Annotated in this window: 19 protein-coding genes and 2 other annotated features (1 of these 21 running past the window's edge); all 19 genes read left to right on the forward strand. The window is 42.7% G+C overall.

The genetic code is table 11. The features are described from left to right. Positions 1-657 carry the 3' portion of a protein arginine kinase gene (locus NYE20_RS00570; RefSeq protein ID WP_003235007.1) on the forward strand. Its footprint begins 435 nt before the window's first position, so the window shows 657 of its 1,092 coding nt (coding positions 436-1,092); its start codon lies beyond the left edge, outside the window; its stop codon occupies positions 655-657. Beyond that, positions 654-3,086, forward strand: a complete 2,433-nt coding sequence (clpC, locus tag NYE20_RS00575) for an ATP-dependent protease ATP-binding subunit ClpC (protein WP_014475592.1) — start codon at positions 654-656, stop codon at positions 3,084-3,086. Before NYE20_RS00570 ends, clpC begins: the two co-directional genes overlap by 4 nt. 91 nt (positions 3,087-3,177) lie before the next feature. Then, entirely contained in the window at positions 3,178-4,554 is a 1,377-nt protein-coding gene (gene radA / locus NYE20_RS00580) for a DNA repair protein RadA (protein ID WP_014475593.1), read from the forward strand. A gap of 3 nt (positions 4,555-4,557) precedes the next feature. Continuing rightward, positions 4,558-5,640 (forward strand): DNA integrity scanning diadenylate cyclase DisA, encoded by a 1,083-nt coding sequence (gene disA, locus NYE20_RS00585; protein WP_003225736.1) that lies wholly within the window; start codon positions 4,558-4,560, stop codon positions 5,638-5,640. A gap of 115 nt (positions 5,641-5,755) precedes the next feature. Next, a complete protein-coding gene (locus NYE20_RS00590) occupies positions 5,756-6,856 on the forward strand; it encodes a PIN/TRAM domain-containing protein (RefSeq protein ID WP_003235014.1) in 1,101 nt (366 codons plus the stop codon). Between the two features lie 14 nt (positions 6,857-6,870). Continuing rightward, positions 6,871-7,569 carry a 2-C-methyl-D-erythritol 4-phosphate cytidylyltransferase gene (gene ispD, locus NYE20_RS00595; protein ID WP_161621301.1) on the forward strand — a complete coding sequence of 233 codons (699 nt, stop codon included), beginning with the start codon at positions 6,871-6,873 and terminating at the stop codon, positions 7,567-7,569. Then, the gene (gene ispF / locus NYE20_RS00600; RefSeq protein ID WP_014475594.1) at positions 7,562-8,038 is read left to right on the forward strand and encodes a 2-C-methyl-D-erythritol 2,4-cyclodiphosphate synthase; all 477 of its coding nucleotides are present in this window, start codon (positions 7,562-7,564) and stop codon (positions 8,036-8,038) included. The genes ispD and ispF overlap by 8 nt, the downstream gene beginning before the upstream one ends. Positions 8,039-8,128: 90 nt before the next feature. Then, positions 8,129-9,580: a glutamate--tRNA ligase gene (gene gltX, locus NYE20_RS00605; protein WP_014478617.1), complete on the forward strand. Its 1,452-nt coding sequence runs from the start codon at positions 8,129-8,131 to the stop codon at positions 9,578-9,580. A 2-nt stretch (positions 9,581-9,582) separates the two neighbouring features. Then, positions 9,583-9,813: a binding site (T-box leader), on the forward strand. A 68-nt stretch (positions 9,814-9,881) separates the two neighbouring features. After that, the gene (cysE, locus tag NYE20_RS00610) at positions 9,882-10,535 is read left to right on the forward strand and encodes a serine O-acetyltransferase (RefSeq protein WP_003225749.1); all 654 of its coding nucleotides are present in this window, start codon (positions 9,882-9,884) and stop codon (positions 10,533-10,535) included. Continuing rightward, positions 10,532-11,932 (forward strand): cysteine--tRNA ligase, encoded by a 1,401-nt coding sequence (gene cysS / locus NYE20_RS00615; RefSeq protein WP_161621302.1) that lies wholly within the window; start codon positions 10,532-10,534, stop codon positions 11,930-11,932. Before cysE ends, cysS begins: the two co-directional genes overlap by 4 nt. A gap of 3 nt (positions 11,933-11,935) precedes the next feature. Next, positions 11,936-12,367 carry a mini-ribonuclease 3 gene (locus NYE20_RS00620; RefSeq protein ID WP_004399685.1) on the forward strand — a complete coding sequence of 144 codons (432 nt, stop codon included), beginning with the start codon at positions 11,936-11,938 and terminating at the stop codon, positions 12,365-12,367. Further along, a complete protein-coding gene (rlmB, locus tag NYE20_RS00625) occupies positions 12,351-13,100 on the forward strand; it encodes a 23S rRNA (guanosine(2251)-2'-O)-methyltransferase RlmB (RefSeq protein WP_014475598.1) in 750 nt (249 codons plus the stop codon). The genes NYE20_RS00620 and rlmB overlap by 17 nt, the downstream gene beginning before the upstream one ends. Before the next feature lie 6 nt (positions 13,101-13,106). Then, positions 13,107-13,619: a ribosome-dependent mRNA decay endonuclease Rae1/YacP gene (gene rae1 / locus NYE20_RS00630; RefSeq protein WP_003235032.1), complete on the forward strand. Its 513-nt coding sequence runs from the start codon at positions 13,107-13,109 to the stop codon at positions 13,617-13,619. Positions 13,620-13,681: 62 nt separating this feature from the next. Further along, positions 13,682-14,338: an RNA polymerase sporulation sigma factor SigH gene (gene sigH / locus NYE20_RS00635; protein ID WP_003225758.1), complete on the forward strand. Its 657-nt coding sequence runs from the start codon at positions 13,682-13,684 to the stop codon at positions 14,336-14,338. A gap of 92 nt (positions 14,339-14,430) precedes the next feature. After that, positions 14,431-14,580: a 50S ribosomal protein L33 gene (rpmG, locus tag NYE20_RS00640; protein ID WP_003156421.1), complete on the forward strand. Its 150-nt coding sequence runs from the start codon at positions 14,431-14,433 to the stop codon at positions 14,578-14,580. A 33-nt stretch (positions 14,581-14,613) separates the two neighbouring features. Then, the gene (gene secE, locus NYE20_RS00645; protein WP_004399676.1) at positions 14,614-14,793 is read left to right on the forward strand and encodes a preprotein translocase subunit SecE; all 180 of its coding nucleotides are present in this window, start codon (positions 14,614-14,616) and stop codon (positions 14,791-14,793) included. Between the two features lie 178 nt (positions 14,794-14,971). Continuing rightward, entirely contained in the window at positions 14,972-15,505 is a 534-nt protein-coding gene (nusG, locus tag NYE20_RS00650) for a transcription termination/antitermination protein NusG (RefSeq protein WP_003225764.1), read from the forward strand. 167 nt (positions 15,506-15,672) lie between these two features. After that, a complete protein-coding gene (gene rplK, locus NYE20_RS00655) occupies positions 15,673-16,098 on the forward strand; it encodes a 50S ribosomal protein L11 (protein WP_003156430.1) in 426 nt (141 codons plus the stop codon). Between the two features lie 94 nt (positions 16,099-16,192). Next, positions 16,193-16,891 (forward strand): 50S ribosomal protein L1, encoded by a 699-nt coding sequence (gene rplA / locus NYE20_RS00660; RefSeq protein WP_003235040.1) that lies wholly within the window; start codon positions 16,193-16,195, stop codon positions 16,889-16,891. A 45-nt stretch (positions 16,892-16,936) separates the two neighbouring features. After that, positions 16,937-17,077 (forward strand) — a sequence feature (ribosomal protein L10 leader region).

The following is a 17,077-nucleotide window of genomic DNA, read 5'->3' on the forward strand; positions in this document are numbered from 1 at the left end:
GACGACTGGATCGAAGAAAAAGTTGATTATGCATTCAATGAGCAAAGAGGATACTTAACCAGCTGTCCTACAAACGTAGGTACAGGTTTAAGGGCTTCGGTCATGATGCATCTGCCGGCACTGGTTTTAACTAGGCAAATAAATCGAATTATACCGGCAATTAATCAATTAGGCTTAGTTGTTAGAGGAATTTATGGGGAAGGCAGCGAAGCAGTAGGGAATATCTTTCAAATTTCAAATCAGATCACGCTTGGTAAGTCAGAGCAGGATATTGTAGAGGATCTTAACAGTGTTGCTGCTCAGTTGATTGAACAAGAACGATCTGCCCGAGAAGCGATTTATCAAACTTCTAAAATCGAACTTGAGGATCGGGTATATCGGTCTTATGGGGTCTTGTCTAATTGCCGGATGATAGAATCGAAAGAAACTGCAAAGTGCCTTTCAGATGTTCGGTTAGGCATAGACCTAGGCATTATAAAAGGACTTTCAAGCAACATACTTAACGAACTTATGATTTTGACGCAGCCAGGATTTTTACAGCAATACTCGGGAGGCGCTTTGCGTCCGAACGAAAGGGACATTCGAAGAGCGGCTCTCATCAGAGAACGGCTTCACTTAGAAATGAATGGGAAAAGACAGGAGGATGAATCGATATGATGTTTGGAAGATTTACAGAACGAGCTCAAAAAGTACTGGCGCTAGCACAGGAAGAAGCACTTCGGTTAGGTCATAATAACATTGGCACTGAGCATATTTTATTAGGACTGGTAAGAGAAGGAGAGGGCATTGCTGCTAAAGCTCTTCAAGCGCTTGGACTCGGTTCAGATAAAATTCAGAAAGAAGTAGAAAGTTTGATCGGGCGCGGGCAGGAAATGTCTCAAACGATTCATTATACTCCTAGAGCTAAAAAAGTCATTGAGCTTTCAATGGATGAGGCAAGAAAACTCGGTCATTCTTATGTTGGAACAGAACATATTCTTCTTGGTCTGATTCGTGAAGGAGAAGGTGTTGCTGCGAGAGTTCTGAATAATCTCGGTGTCAGCTTAAATAAAGCAAGACAGCAGGTGCTCCAGCTTCTAGGAAGTAATGAAACAGGATCATCAGCGGCAGGAACAAACAGCAATGCGAATACGCCTACGCTTGACAGCTTGGCAAGAGACTTAACTGCTATTGCGAAGGAAGACAGCCTTGACCCTGTAATCGGCAGAAGCAAGGAGATCCAGCGTGTCATTGAAGTGTTAAGCCGCAGAACGAAAAACAACCCTGTTCTCATTGGGGAACCAGGTGTAGGTAAAACGGCAATCGCAGAAGGTTTGGCACAGCAAATTATCAATAATGAAGTACCCGAAATTTTGCGTGATAAACGTGTGATGACATTAGACATGGGAACAGTTGTTGCCGGCACAAAATACCGCGGAGAATTTGAGGATCGCCTGAAGAAGGTCATGGATGAAATTCGCCAGGCAGGAAATATCATTCTATTCATCGATGAACTCCATACATTAATCGGGGCAGGCGGAGCAGAAGGTGCTATTGATGCATCTAATATTTTAAAACCTTCACTTGCTCGCGGCGAACTCCAATGTATTGGTGCAACGACTCTTGATGAGTACCGTAAATATATTGAAAAAGATGCAGCACTGGAACGCCGTTTTCAGCCGATTCAGGTTGATCAGCCATCTGTAGATGAAAGTATTCAAATTTTACAAGGTCTGCGTGACAGATACGAAGCCCACCACCGCGTTTCTATCACTGATGATGCCATTGAAGCTGCGGTTAAGCTTTCTGACAGATATATTTCTGACCGCTTCCTTCCGGATAAAGCAATTGACTTGATCGATGAAGCAGGTTCAAAGGTGAGACTGCGCTCATTTACAACGCCTCCTAACTTAAAAGAGCTTGAGCAGAAGCTTGATGAGGTTCGCAAAGAGAAGGATGCGGCAGTGCAAAGCCAAGAGTTTGAAAAAGCTGCTTCCTTGCGTGATACTGAACAACGCCTGCGCGAGCAAGTAGAGGATACGAAGAAATCATGGAAAGAGAAGCAAGGGCAGGAAAACTCAGAGGTTACTGTGGATGATATTGCGATGGTTGTATCCAGCTGGACCGGTGTGCCTGTATCTAAAATCGCCCAAACTGAAACTGATAAGCTTCTCAATATGGAAAACATTCTTCATTCCCGCGTCATCGGCCAGGATGAAGCGGTTGTAGCTGTTGCAAAAGCCGTCAGACGTGCGAGAGCAGGATTGAAAGATCCTAAACGCCCAATCGGCTCATTCATTTTCTTAGGCCCTACAGGTGTAGGTAAAACAGAGCTTGCACGAGCACTTGCTGAATCCATTTTTGGCGATGAAGAATCCATGATCAGAATTGATATGTCTGAATACATGGAAAAACACTCAACTTCAAGACTTGTTGGTTCACCTCCAGGATATGTGGGATATGATGAAGGCGGTCAATTGACAGAGAAAGTCAGAAGAAAACCTTACTCTGTCGTGCTTCTTGATGAGATCGAGAAAGCGCACCCTGATGTCTTCAATATCCTTCTGCAAGTTCTTGAAGACGGACGATTGACTGATTCTAAAGGACGCACAGTCGATTTCCGCAATACCATTCTGATCATGACATCAAACGTCGGAGCAAGTGAGCTGAAACGCAATAAATATGTCGGCTTTAACGTTCAGGATGAAACTCAAAATCATAAAGACATGAAAGATAAAGTGATGGGTGAATTGAAACGAGCGTTCAGACCTGAGTTCATCAACCGTATTGATGAAATCATTGTCTTCCATTCACTTGAGAAAAAACATCTTACTGAAATTGTGTCATTAATGTCTGATCAATTAACGAAACGCCTGAAAGAACAAGATCTTTCTATCGAATTGACAGATGCAGCAAAAGCGAAAGTCGCGGAAGAGGGCGTTGACCTGGAATACGGTGCCCGTCCGTTAAGAAGAGCGATCCAAAAACATGTCGAGGATCGTTTATCTGAAGAACTCCTCAGAGGAAATATTCATAAAGGACAGCATATTGTTCTTGATGTAGAAGATGGCGAATTTGTCGTAAAAACGACTGCTAAAACGAATTAATATAGAAGACGGAAATGAGGCATACAGCATGTAAGTGTATGCCTCACTTTCATATCAAGAAATAGAACAAGGGAGAGGTCTTACACTATATATGGCTAAAACAAAATCGAAATTCATCTGCCAATCCTGCGGCTACGAGTCTCCAAAATGGATGGGGAAATGTCCGGGCTGCGGTGCTTGGAATACAATGGTGGAAGAAATGATTAAAAAAGCACCGGCCAATCGGAGAGCGGCTTTTTCTCATTCTGTTCAAACTGTACAGAAACCTTCACCTATTACATCAATCGAAACATCAGAAGAACCCCGCGTCAAAACCCAGCTTGGCGAGTTTAACAGAGTACTCGGCGGAGGTGTCGTTAAAGGCTCCCTCGTTTTAATTGGCGGTGATCCTGGTATCGGAAAGTCAACGCTATTACTGCAGGTTTCCGCTCAATTATCAGGCTCATCAAACAGTGTCCTGTATATTTCGGGAGAAGAATCTGTAAAGCAAACGAAGCTGCGAGCAGACCGTCTTGGCATTAATAATCCGTCACTACATGTTTTATCTGAAACCGATATGGAGTATATTTCGTCTGCTATACAAGAGATGAATCCAGCGTTTGTCGTTGTTGACTCTATTCAAACGGTTTACCAAAGCGATATTACATCGGCTCCAGGCAGTGTGTCACAGGTCAGAGAATGTACTGCTGAGCTGATGAAAATCGCAAAAACAAAAGGTATTCCGATTTTTATCGTAGGGCACGTGACGAAAGAAGGGTCTATTGCAGGTCCGAGACTGTTGGAGCATATGGTTGACACTGTTTTATATTTTGAAGGAGAACGCCACCATACTTTCCGTATTTTGCGGGCTGTAAAAAACCGTTTCGGATCTACAAACGAAATGGGCATTTTCGAAATGCGGGAAGAGGGGCTCACTGAGGTTTTGAATCCTTCGGAAATTTTCTTAGAAGAACGCTCTGCTGGTTCCGCAGGCTCGAGTATCACTGCCTCTATGGAGGGCACTAGACCGATTCTCGTTGAAATTCAGGCGCTCATCTCGCCAACAAGCTTTGGCAACCCAAGGCGTATGGCAACGGGAATAGACCATAACAGGGTTTCTCTGTTAATGGCTGTGTTAGAAAAAAGAGTTGGACTGCTGCTGCAAAATCAGGATGCTTATTTGAAAGTGGCTGGCGGCGTTAAGCTTGATGAACCGGCAATTGATCTTGCGATTGTGATTAGTATCGCATCAAGTTTTAGAGACACACCTCCAAATCCTGCAGATTGTTTTATTGGAGAAGTGGGATTAACCGGAGAAGTCCGGCGGGTTTCAAGAATTGAACAGCGTGTGAAAGAAGCGGCAAAGCTTGGCTTTAAACGCATGATCATACCCGCGGCAAATCTGGACGGATGGACAAAACCAAAAGGGATTGAGGTTATCGGAGTAGCAAATGTTGCAGAAGCGCTTCGTACTTCATTAGGAGGATAATAGATGGAAAAAGAGAAAAAAGGGGCGAAACACGAGTTAGACCTGTCATCTATATTGCAGTTTGTTGCTCCGGGTACACCGCTCAGAGCGGGGATGGAAAACGTCTTGAGAGCAAATACAGGCGGTCTGATTGTTGTTGGATATAATGATAAAGTAAAAGAAGTGGTGGACGGCGGCTTTCACATAAACACGGCTTTTTCTCCGGCGCATTTATATGAGTTGGCTAAAATGGATGGAGCGATCATTTTAAGTGATTCGGGTCAAAAGATCCTCTACGCGAATACTCAGCTGATGCCGGATGCCACAATTTCTTCATCAGAAACAGGAATGCGGCACAGAACTGCCGAAAGAGTAGCTAAGCAAACTGGCTGTCTTGTAATCGCTATTTCTGAAAGAAGAAATGTCATAACGTTATATCAGGAAAACATGAAGTATACACTAAAAGACATAGGATTTATTTTAACCAAGGCGAACCAAGCCATTCAAACACTTGAAAAGTATAAGACAATCCTCGATAAAACGATTAATGCACTGAACGCGTTAGAGTTTGAGGAACTTGTTACCTTCAGTGATGTCTTGTCTGTCATGCATCGTTATGAAATGGTACTGAGAATCAAAAACGAAATTAATATGTATATCAAAGAGCTGGGGACAGAAGGGCATCTGATCAAACTGCAAGTCATTGAATTGATTACGGATATGGAAGAAGAGGCCGCTTTATTTATTAAGGACTATGTAAAAGAAAAGATTAAAGATCCGTTTGTTCTCTTGAAGGAGCTGCAGGATATGTCCAGTTATGATCTGCTGGATGATTCCATTGTGTATAAGCTTCTCGGTTACCCTGCTTCTACTAATCTTGATGATTATGTATTGCCGAGAGGATACAGGCTGTTAAATAAGATACCGCGTCTTCCGATGCCGATTGTTGAAAATGTTGTAGAAGCATTTGGAGTCCTGCCAAGGATTATTGAGGCGAGTGCAGAAGAATTAGATGAAGTAGAGGGAATCGGTGAAGTACGAGCCCAAAAAATCAAAAAAGGATTAAAACGCCTGCAAGAGAAGCATTATTTAGACAGACAACTGTGATTTCGGTTAAAACCTTATGAATACGGGTATATTAATGTTGGTTTTTGTTTATTCTGATATTCGTAGGATGCATAAGACTTTGTGAAATTAAAATGTTAAAAAAGGAGGTGGGGGTATGTTAAAACGAATAGTTCAGGCGTTCTTCATTATTTTTGGCGGCGTTGTTGGTATATTTTTGATACCTGAATTGTTTGTACTGTTAAATATACAGGACATACCTTTAATAACAAACGCATATACGTCTGCGGCAATAGGAGCAATTATCTTTTTTCTCATCAGTATATGGGGTACAGAATACGTTGTGAACTGGGTGAAGTGGATAGAGGATTCATTGTTAAAAGCGCCGGTTCCAGATTTGTTATTTGGAAGTCTTGGCTTAGTTTTTGGACTTATAATTGCTTATCTTATCGTAAATGTTATTCCTTTAGACAATATACCTTACCGCATATTCAGCACAATAATTCCTGTATTTTTGGCTTTCTTCCTCGGTTATCTCGGCTTCCAGGTGGGCTTTAAGAAAAAGGATGAATTGATCAGCCTGTTTTCCATTTCCGCCAGAATGCAAAAGAAAAAAGGAACAGCTGATGAAGAACATGAGGTTCAAGACAAGAAGCTGAAAATTTTGGACACTAGTGTTATTATTGATGGGAGAATAGCAGATATTTGTCAGACTGGTTTTTTAGAGGGAGTTATCGTGATTCCGCAGTTTGTCCTTGAGGAATTGCAGCATATTGCAGACTCTTCAGATGTTTTAAAACGAAACAGAGGACGCCGCGGTCTTGATATCCTGAACCGCATTCAGAAAGAATTAGACATTGAAGTTGAAATTTACGAAGGCGACTTTGAAGATATTCAGGAGGTTGACAGCAAGCTCGTCAAACTTGCTAAGCTGACATCCGGGGTCGTTGTGACGAATGATTTTAATTTAAATAAAGTGTGCGAGCTTCAGAAGGTAGCAGTATTAAACATTAATGACCTTGCCAATGCGGTCAAGCCTGTTGTGCTTCCTGGCGAGGAAATGAATGTTCAGGTCATTAAGGACGGGAAAGAGCATAATCAGGGAGTTGCCTACTTGGATGACGGTACGATGATTGTCGTTGAAGAAGGACGCAATTATATCGGCAAGCATATTGATGTACTCGTCACAAGTGTGCTGCAGACAGCAGCGGGACGAATGATTTTTGCGAAGCCTAAGCTGTTGGAGAAGGCGCTGTAAAGGGAGAAAAAACAATGAGTTATGATGTGGTGATTCCTGCAGCCGGTCAGGGAAAGCGGATGAAGGCAGGGAGAAATAAACTGTTCATTGAGCTGAAAGGAGACCCGGTGATCATACACACGTTAAGAGTGTTTGACAGCCACCGGCAGTGCGAAAAAATCATCTTGGTGATTAACGAGCTGGAGCGGGAGCACTTTCAGCAAATGCTGACCGATTATCCGTTTCAAACATCGATTGAGCTTGTTGCAGGCGGAGATGAGCGTCAGCACAGTGTGTATAAGGGGCTGAAAGCCGTAAAGCAGGAAAAGATTGTCCTTGTACATGACGGTGCCCGCCCATTTATAAAACATGAACAAATTGACGAACTGATCGCAGAGGCGGAACAGACAGGAGCGGCCATCCTTGCTGTTCCGGTAAAAGATACGATTAAACGCGTTCAAGATTTACAAGTCAGTGAGACGATTGAACGTTCAAGCTTGTGGGCTGTCCAAACGCCACAAGCTTTTCGTCTTTCTTTATTGATGAAGGCTCACGCTGAGGCCGAGCGTAAGGGATTTTTAGGGACGGATGACGCCAGCCTCGTTGAACAGATGGAGGGCGGTTCGGTCCGTGTTGTAGAAGGCAGCTATACAAATATTAAGCTGACGACGCCAGACGATTTGACGTCAGCTGAAGCTATCATGGAATCAGAAAGTGGGAATAAACATGTTTAGAATTGGACAAGGATTTGATGTGCATCAATTAGTTGAGGGCCGTCCTCTCATTATTGGCGGAATTGAAATCCCGTACGAAAAAGGGCTGCTTGGCCATTCTGATGCAGACGTATTGCTGCATACTGTCGCTGACGCCTGCCTGGGAGCTGTGGGTGAAGGAGACATCGGCAAGCATTTTCCTGACACAGATCCCGAGTTCAAGGACGCAGATTCTTTCAAATTACTTCAGCATGTCTGGGGAATCGTGAAACAGAAGGGGTATGTCCTTGGGAACATTGATTGCACCATCATAGCGCAAAAGCCGAAGATGCTGCCGTACATAGAAGATATGAGAAAAAGAATTGCTGAAGGCCTTGAGGCAGAAGTTTCTCAAGTAAATGTAAAAGCAACAACGACAGAAAAGCTTGGATTTACAGGCCGGGCGGAAGGAATAGCGGCTCAGGCGACAGTACTGATACAAAAAGGCTAACTTGTTTTGATGCCGGGTCTATTTGGTGGTAGAATAGATTCATACATTTTTGCCTGAGGCCATACATGACATGAAAGGAAGTATTTGAAAATGGGAAACGAAGTACGCGTCCGTTATGCACCGAGTCCAACCGGACATTTGCATATTGGAAATGCCAGAACGGCGCTTTTTAATTATTTATTTGCCCGCAATCAAGGCGGTAAGTTTATCATTCGAGTTGAGGATACAGATAAAAAGCGCAATATTGAGGGCGGAGAACAAAGCCAGCTGAATTATCTGAAGTGGCTAGGTATTGACTGGGATGAGAGTGTGGATGTCGGAGGAGAGTACGGCCCATACCGTCAGTCCGAGCGTAACGATATCTATAAAGTGTACTATGAAGAGCTTCTTGAAAAAGGGCTTGCTTATAAATGTTACTGTACGGAAGAAGAGCTTGAAAAAGAGCGTGAAGAACAGATTGCCCGCGGAGAAATGCCTCGTTATTCCGGAAAACACAGAGACCTGACTCAGGAAGAACAGGAGAAATTTATCGCTGAAGGCAGAAAACCAAGTATTCGTTTCCGCGTGCCGGAAGGAAAAATTATCGCCTTCAATGATATCGTAAAAGGCGAAATTTCTTTTGAATCAGATGGCATCGGCGACTTTGTTATTGTGAAAAAGGACGGAACGCCGACTTACAACTTCGCGGTAGCGATTGATGACTACTTAATGAAAATGACACACGTGCTGCGCGGTGAGGATCATATTTCTAACACACCGAAACAGATTATGATTTATCAAGCATTCGGATGGGATATTCCTCAGTTCGGACACATGACGCTGATCGTAAACGAAAGCCGTAAAAAGCTCAGTAAACGTGATGAATCCATTATTCAATTCATCGAGCAGTACAAAGAGCTTGGCTACCTGCCAGAAGCGCTGTTCAACTTTATCGGACTGCTAGGCTGGTCACCGGTTGGAGAAGAAGAGCTTTTCACAAAAGAGCAGTTTATTGAAATTTTTGATGTAAATCGTTTATCTAAATCACCAGCTTTGTTTGATATGCATAAGCTAAAATGGGTTAACAACCAATATGTGAAGAAGCTGGATCTTGATCAGGTTGTTGAACTGACGCTTCCGCATTTGCAAAAAGCGGGCAAAGTTGGCACTGAGCTTTCTGCTGAAGAACAAGAGTGGGTTCGTAAACTGATTTCCCTGTATCATGAGCAATTAAGCTACGGTGCGGAAATTGTTGAGCTGACTGATTTGTTCTTTACGGATGAGATCGAGTATAATCAAGAAGCGAAAGCTGTTCTGGAAGAAGAACAGGTTCCTGAAGTGCTCAGTACATTCGCAGCGAAGCTTGAAGAGCTTGAGGAGTTCACTCCGGATAACATCAAAGCATCGATCAAAGCAGTGCAGAAAGAAACTGGCCATAAAGGGAAAAAACTGTTTATGCCGATTCGTGTTGCTGTAACAGGGCAAACTCACGGTCCGGAACTGCCGCAATCAATTGAATTGATCGGTAAAGAGACTGCAATTCAGCGTTTAAAAAATATCTAAATAAATGATTGTTGACAGGGAAGAGTATAAAGCTTTAGGCCATTACAGAAAGGATCTCCATTGGCTGAGAGAGATCCATGAGCCGGGTTTTAGAAGTGCGCCCTTAAGACCTTTGAAGAACGTTTTTTGAAACCAGTATTCAAAGGCGGCCGCCGCCGTTACAGGCTGAAGTTGGGAGAGCAGAAGTCTGCTTTTCAAACAGAGTGGAACCGCGCGGTTAAAGCGTCTCTGTCATGTTTACATGCAGAGACGCTTTTTTTATTGGGTAGAGGAAATCAGATAGAGAAACGGGGGGAAGCATGTGTTTTTTAGAATGCTCAAAGAAGACATTGATACTGTGTTCGATCAAGATCCCGCAGCAAGAAGCTATTTTGAAGTGATTTTAACTTATTCCGGTTTACATGCTATATGGGCGCATCGGATTGCACATGCTTTATATAAACGAAAATTTTATTTCCTTGCACGCCTTATATCTCAAGTAAGCCGATTTTTTACCGGGATAGAAATCCACCCCGGCGCTACAATCGGGAGAAGATTTTTCATAGACCACGGCATGGGGGTTGTCATTGGGGAGACATGTGAAATCGGCAATAACGTAACCGTTTTTCAGGGGGTTACCCTCGGGGGAACGGGGAAAGAAAAGGGAAAAAGGCACCCAACGATTAAAGATGACGCATTGATAGCCACAGGTGCTAAAGTGCTCGGTTCTATTACGGTCGGTGAAGGCTCAAAGATTGGGGCTGGTTCAGTAGTGCTGCATGATGTTCCTGATTTTTCAACAGTTGTCGGTATCCCTGGACGGGTCGTTGTACAAAATGGCAAGAAAGTAAGACGCGATTTAAACCATCAGGATTTGCCCGATCCAGTTGCTGACCGCTTTAAGTCTTTGGAACAGCAGATTTTAGAGCTGAAGGCAGAACTTGAAGACAGAAAAGAAAGGATCAATCAAAAATGACAATCACACTTTATAATACATTGACTAGACAGAAGGAAACATTCGTTCCTCTTGAAGAGGGAAAAGTGAAAATGTATGTATGCGGACCCACGGTTTACAATTACATTCATATCGGGAACGCGCGTCCGGCAATCGTTTACGATACAGTTAGAAACTATTTAGAGTATAAAGGCTATGATGTGCAGTATGTCTCTAACTTCACAGACGTAGACGATAAATTAATTAAAGCGGCAAATGAACTCGGTGAGGATGTACCCACCATTTCAGAGCGTTTTATTAAAGCATACTTTGAAGACGTAGGTGCGCTCGGCTGCCGAAAAGCCGACCTTCATCCGCGAGTAATGGAGAACATGGATGCCATTATCGAATTCGTAGATCAGCTCGTGAAAAAGGGCTACGCATATGAATCAGAAGGTGACGTATATTTCAAAACCAGAGCATTTGAAGGGTACGGAAAGCTTTCTCAGCAATCAATCGATGAACTTAGATCAGGTGCACGCATCCGAGTCGGCGAGAAAAAAGAAGATGCTCTTGATTTCGCACTGTGGAAAGCGGCAAAAGAAGGAGAAATTTCTTGGGATAGCCCTTGGGGGAAAGGACGTCCGGGCTGGCACATTGAATGCTCAGCAATGGTGAAAAAGTATCTCGGTGACCAGATTGATATCCATGCGGGCGGACAGGATTTAACATTCCCTCACCATGAAAACGAAATTGCGCAATCTGAGGCGCTGACAGGCAAAACGTTTGCGAAGTACTGGCTTCATAATGGTTATATCAATATTGATAATGAAAAAATGTCAAAATCACTAGGCAACTTTGTGCTTGTGCATGACATCATTAAACAGCATGATCCGCAGCTTTTGAGATTCTTTATGCTATCTGTTCATTATCGCCATCCGATTAACTATTCAGAAGAGCTTCTGCAGAATACGAAAAGCGCGTTCAACCGTTTAAAAACAGCGTACAGCAATCTTCAGCACCGTCTGAACAGCAGTACGAATTTAACCGAAGATGACGATCAATGGTTTGAAAAAGTTGAAGAACACCGCAAAGCATTCGAAGAAGCGATGGACGATGATTTTAATACGGCGAATGCGATTTCTGTCTTGTTCGACTTAGCGAAACACGCCAATTACTATCTTCAGAAAGATCATACGGCTGATCATGTGATTACGGCGTTTATTGAGATGTTTGACCGCATTGTTTCTGTCCTTGGTTTTTCGTTGGGTGAGCAGGAACTTCTCGATCAAGAGATTGAAGACTTAATCGAAAAGCGAAATGAAGCGCGCCGGAATCGCGATTTTGCATTGTCAGACCAGATCCGCGACCAGCTGAAAAGCATGAATATCATTCTTGAAGATACGGCTCAAGGCACTCGCTGGAAACGGGGAGAATAACAGATGCTTGAATTTGATACGATAAAAGATTCTAAGCAGCTTAACGGTCTTGCGCTTGCTTATATAGGTGATGCCATTTTTGAAGTGTATGTCAGGCATCACCTGCTTAAGCAGGGCTTTACCAAACCAAATGATCTTCATAAGAAATCAAGCCGGATTGTTTCAGCAAAGTCACAGGCTGAGATCCTATTTTTTCTGCAGAATCAATCATTTTTTACGGAAGAAGAGGAAGCGGTGCTGAAAAGAGGCAGAAATGCCAAGTCAGGGACAACACCTAAAAATACAGATGTTCAGACGTACCGCTACAGTACAGCATTTGAAGCGCTTCTGGGCTACCTTTTTCTAGAGAAAAAAGAGGAACGACTTAGTCAGCTCGTAGCCGAAGCTATACAATTCGGGACGTCAGGGAGGAAAACAAATGAGTCAGCAACATGATTACGTCATAGGGAAAAATGCAGTGATCGAGACGTTAAAATCTGATCGGAAGCTGTATAAGCTGTGGATGGCGGAAAACACCGTAAAGGGACAAGCACAGCAAGTGATTGAGCTTGCCAAAAAGCAGGGAATCACGATTCAATACGTCCCGAGAAAAAAACTCGATCAAATGGTGACAGGACAGCATCAGGGCGTAGTGGCACAGGTTGCAGCGTATGAATATGCAGAACTGGACGATTTATATAAAGCAGCCGAAGAAAAAAATGAACAGCCTTTCTTCCTCATTCTGGACGAGCTTGAAGACCCTCATAATCTTGGTTCCATTATGAGGACAGCAGATGCGGTCGGCGCTCATGGCATCGTCATTCCAAAACGGAGAGCTGTCGGGCTGACAACAACAGTGGCAAAAGCTTCAACAGGAGCAATTGAGCACATTCCTGTAGCAAGAGTCACCAATTTGGCACGGACGTTAGAAGAGATGAAAGAGCGGGGAATCTGGGTTGTCGGAACGGATGCGTCCGCGCGTGAGGATTACCGTAATATGGACGGCAATATGCCTTTGGCTCTAGTCATCGGAAGTGAAGGAAAAGGGATGGGCCGTCTTGTAAAGGAAAAGTGCGATTTTCTCATTAAACTCCCGATGGCCGGAAAGGTAACTTCACTAAATGCATCTGTCGCGGCTGGTCTTTTGATGTATGAAGTCTACCGGAAACGAAACCCTCTGGGAGAATAAAGACCCATGGATATCCTGTTAGTAGACGGGTACAACATGATTGGAGCCTGGCCGCAGCTGAAGGATTTAAAAGCGAACAGTTTTGAAGAGGCGAGAGACGTACTGATTCAGAAAATGGCGGAATATCAATCGTATACAGGAAACAGGGTTATTGTTGTTTTTGACGCGCATCTCGTAAAAGGGCTTGAGAAAAAACAGACCAACCATAGAGTTGAAGTAATTTTTACAAAAGAAAATGAGACGGCTGATGAGCGGATAGAAAAGCTCGCTCAGGCTTTGAATAATATTGCGACTCAAATTCACGTTGCGACCTCTGACTATACTGAGCAGTGGGCGATTTTCGGACAGGGGGCATTGCGGAAATCGGCCCGGGAGCTTTTGAGAGAGGTAGAAACGATTGAAAGGCGAATAGAGAGACGGGTAAGAAAAATCACTTCCGAAAAGCCGGCGGGTAAAATTGCTTTATCGGAAGAGGTTTTGAAAACGTTTGAAAAGTGGAGGCGGGGAGACTTAGATTAAGTTGACGCTTTTTTGCCCAATACTGTATAATATTTCTATCTACGTGCGCCGGGGGGATCGGAGTGAATCTACAGAACAACAAGGGAAAATTCAACAAAGAGCAGTTTTGCCAGTTGGAGGACGAGCAGGTCATTGAAAAGGTTCATGTTGGGGACAGTGATGCGTTAGATTACTTGATTACGAAGTACCGAAACTTTGTTCGGGCAAAAGCAAGATCCTATTTCTTAATAGGGGCGGACAGAGAGGATATTGTTCAGGAAGGCATGATAGGCCTCTATAAGTCTATTCGTGACTTCAAAGAGGACAAGCTTACCTCATTCAAAGCTTTCGCAGAATTATGTATTACCCGCCAAATTATTACCGCAATAAAGACAGCTACTCGCCAGAAACACATTCCTTTGAATTCCTACGTCTCATTAGATAAACCGATTTTTGATGAAGAATCAGACCGAACGCTGCTGGATGTCATTTCAGGAGCGAAAACCTTAAATCCTGAGGAAATGATCATTAATCAGGAAGAATTTGATGATATTGAAATGAAAATGGGAGAACTATTAAGTGATTTAGAGAGAAAAGTACTCGTCTTATATCTCGATGGGAGAAGTTACCAAGAGATTTCTGATGAACTGAACCGACATGTGAAATCGATCGACAATGCCCTTCAGCGTGTGAAACGCAAGCTGGAGAAGTACTTGGAAATTCGCGAAATCAGTTTGTAATAGGAATTTATGCTATATTGACAGTATTTTTCTGACTATGATATGTTACTAAAGATAAGAACTAATGTCTATTTAGAAAAAGGTGTAATGACATGAGAAAAAAGATTACGTTAGCATGCAAGACATGCGGAAACCGTAATTATACGACAATGAAGAGCTCTGCATCAGCGGCTGAGCGATTAGAAGTAAAGAAATACTGCAGTACTTGCAATTCACATACAGCTCATCTTGAAACAAAATAGTTTTTGCGCTTTTAAATTGTGGAGGTCTTTTACATGCGTATTATGAAATTCTTTAAAGATGTTGGGAAAGAAATGAAAAAGGTAAGCTGGCCTAAAGGAAAAGAGTTAACGCGTTATACCATTACGGTAATTTCAACAGTTATCTTTTTTGTTATCTTTTTTGCCCTCCTTGACACAGGAATTTCTCAATTAATTCGTTTAATAGTTGAATAATGATCAGCAATACGTGCTATAATAGATCATAATATTACTTGCCAAAACCCGTTCAGCGGGTTTTTTATTGTGGCTTAAAATGAAAGTTATCATAGGCTTGCCGCCTATTTTTTGAAGCGTTATGGTAATTCACTAAAACCAAATGCGGGGAGGGAAGGACTGGACAGTCCTGAATAGAATGGAAAAGAATTGGTATGTTGTTCACACGTACTCTGGTTATGAGAATAAAGTAAAAGCCAACTTGGAAAAACGTGTTGAATCAATGGGGATGCAGGATAAAATTTTCCGTGTAGTCGTACCCGAAGAAGAAGAAACAGATATCAAAAACGGCAAGAAAAAAGTCGTGAAAAAGAAAGTATTCCCTGGTTATGTGCTTGTTGAAATTGTAATGACAGACGACTCTTGGTATGTCGTCCGCAACACGCCGGGCGTTACTGGATTCGTAGGATCTGCCGGGTCAGGTTCAAAACCGACGCCGCTTCTTCCGGGCGAAGCAGAAACCATTCTGAAGAGAATGGGCATGGATGAACGAAAAACTGATATTGACTTTGAACTGAAAGAGACAGTGAAAGTAATAGACGGACCTTTTGCTAACTTTACAGGATCAATTGAAGAGATTGATTATGATAAAAGCAAGGTCAAAGTTTTCGTTAATATGTTTGGCCGTGAAACGCCGGTTGAGCTGGAATTTACCCAAATCGATAAATTGTAATGTGAAAAAACTTGAAATTGCTATATATAAATGATAATATAGCAAAGGTACGTCTTGGACTTATCCAAGGCAACTAGCATGATATTTCGTCATTCATATAAAGAATGAAACCTTGAGTGGGAGGGTTTACCCTATTACCACATCACGGACTTAAGGAGGTGTGTCTCGTGGCTAAAAAAGTAGTTAAAGTTGTAAAATTGCAAATTCCTGCTGGAAAAGCTAACCCAGCACCACCAGTTGGACCTGCACTTGGTCAAGCCGGTGTTAACATCATGGGATTCTGTAAGGAGTTTAACGCTCGTACAGCTGACCAAGCTGGTTTAATCATTCCTGTTGAAATTTCGGTTTACGAAGACCGTTCATTTACATTTATTACAAAAACTCCACCTGCTGCAGTATTGCTTAAAAAAGCAGCTGGAATTGAGTCTGGTTCTGGTGAACCAAACCGTAATAAAGTGGCAACCGTTAAGCGCGATAAAGTACGCGAAATCGCTGAAACGAAAATGCCTGACTTAAACGCAGCAGACGTTGAAGCGGCAATGCGCATGGTTGAAGGTACTGCCCGCAGTATGGGTATTGTAATCGAGGATTAATTTGTTTCTTGTCGGGTTGCGAGTTTTAACAAGTTCGCAACCCTTATTCGTGGGAGGTTATTCCGCTATAACCACATAAGGAGGAAATTTTAAAATGGCTAAAAAAGGTAAAAAGTACGTTGAAGCTGCTAAGCTTGTAGACCGTTCTAAAGCTTACGACGTCTCTGAAGCAGTAGCTCTCGTTAAAAAAACAAACACAGCTAAATTCGACGCTACAGTTGAAGTGGCTTTCCGTTTAGGGGTTGACCCTCGTAAAAACGACCAGCAAATCCGTGGAGCAGTTGTGCTTCCAAACGGAACTGGTAAAACTCAGCGCGTTCTCGTTTTCGCAAAAGGCGAAAAAGCGAAAGAAGCTGAAGCTGCTGGTGCAGATTTCGTAGGCGATACTGACTACATCAACAAAATTCAACAAGGCTGGTTCGATTTCGATGTTATCGTAGCTACACCTGACATGATGGGTGAAGTTGGTAAAATTGGTCGTGTACTTGGACCAAAAGGTTTAATGCCAAACCCTAAAACTGGTACAGTTACTTTCGAAGTTGAGAAAGCGATCGGCGAAATCAAAGCTGGTAAAGTTGAATACCGCGTTGATAAAGCTGGAAACATTCATGTTCCTATCGGTAAAGTTTCTTTCGAGGATGAAAAACTTGTTGAGAACTTCACAACAATGTACGATACAATCCTTAAAGCTAAACCTGCTGCAGCTAAAGGCGTTTACGTGAAAAATGTTGCTGTAACTTCTACTATGGGACCTGGTGTCAAAGTAGACTCTTCAACTTTTAACGTAAAATAATATTGACATGACATCAACATTCTGATATTATTCAAAATGTTGTAAAATAGAATATCATTTATACCGTAGACAGTAGGGGCCTAACCGCTTAATTATCCTACCGAGGTGTATATTATCACAGCTATTACGTTACGTATGCTTGTATATACAGCCTCCATGTCTCATGGAGGCTTTTTATATGGAATC

Origin of the sequence: Bacillus sp. FSL R5-0416 (genome assembly GCF_037975425.1) — a bacterium.
In the GTDB taxonomy this organism is placed as follows: domain Bacteria; phylum Bacillota; class Bacilli; order Bacillales; family Bacillaceae; genus Bacillus; species Bacillus subtilis.

Bases quoted from the DNA above. Each gene is read 5' to 3' on its own strand.
- clpC (WP_014475592.1), top strand. From the start codon at position 654: ATGATGTTTGGAAGATTTACAGAACGAGCTCAAAAAGTACTGGCGCTA.
- radA (WP_014475593.1), top strand. From the start codon at position 3,178: ATGGCTAAAACAAAATCGAAATTCATCTGCCAATCCTGCGGCTACGAG.
- disA (WP_003225736.1), top strand. From the start codon at position 4,558: ATGGAAAAAGAGAAAAAAGGGGCGAAACACGAGTTAGACCTGTCATCT.
- NYE20_RS00590 (WP_003235014.1), top strand. From the start codon at position 5,756: ATGTTAAAACGAATAGTTCAGGCGTTCTTCATTATTTTTGGCGGCGTT.
- ispD (WP_161621301.1), top strand. From the start codon at position 6,871: ATGAGTTATGATGTGGTGATTCCTGCAGCCGGTCAGGGAAAGCGGATG.
- ispF (WP_014475594.1), top strand. From the start codon at position 7,562: ATGTTTAGAATTGGACAAGGATTTGATGTGCATCAATTAGTTGAGGGC.
- gltX (WP_014478617.1), top strand. From the start codon at position 8,129: ATGGGAAACGAAGTACGCGTCCGTTATGCACCGAGTCCAACCGGACAT.
- cysS (WP_161621302.1), top strand. From the start codon at position 10,532: ATGACAATCACACTTTATAATACATTGACTAGACAGAAGGAAACATTC.
- NYE20_RS00620 (WP_004399685.1), top strand. From the start codon at position 11,936: ATGCTTGAATTTGATACGATAAAAGATTCTAAGCAGCTTAACGGTCTT.
- rlmB (WP_014475598.1), top strand. From the start codon at position 12,351: ATGAGTCAGCAACATGATTACGTCATAGGGAAAAATGCAGTGATCGAG.
- rae1 (WP_003235032.1), top strand. From the start codon at position 13,107: ATGGATATCCTGTTAGTAGACGGGTACAACATGATTGGAGCCTGGCCG.
- rpmG (WP_003156421.1), top strand. From the start codon at position 14,431: ATGAGAAAAAAGATTACGTTAGCATGCAAGACATGCGGAAACCGTAAT.
- secE (WP_004399676.1), top strand. From the start codon at position 14,614: ATGCGTATTATGAAATTCTTTAAAGATGTTGGGAAAGAAATGAAAAAG.
- nusG (WP_003225764.1), top strand. From the start codon at position 14,972: ATGGAAAAGAATTGGTATGTTGTTCACACGTACTCTGGTTATGAGAAT.
- rplA (WP_003235040.1), top strand. From the start codon at position 16,193: ATGGCTAAAAAAGGTAAAAAGTACGTTGAAGCTGCTAAGCTTGTAGAC.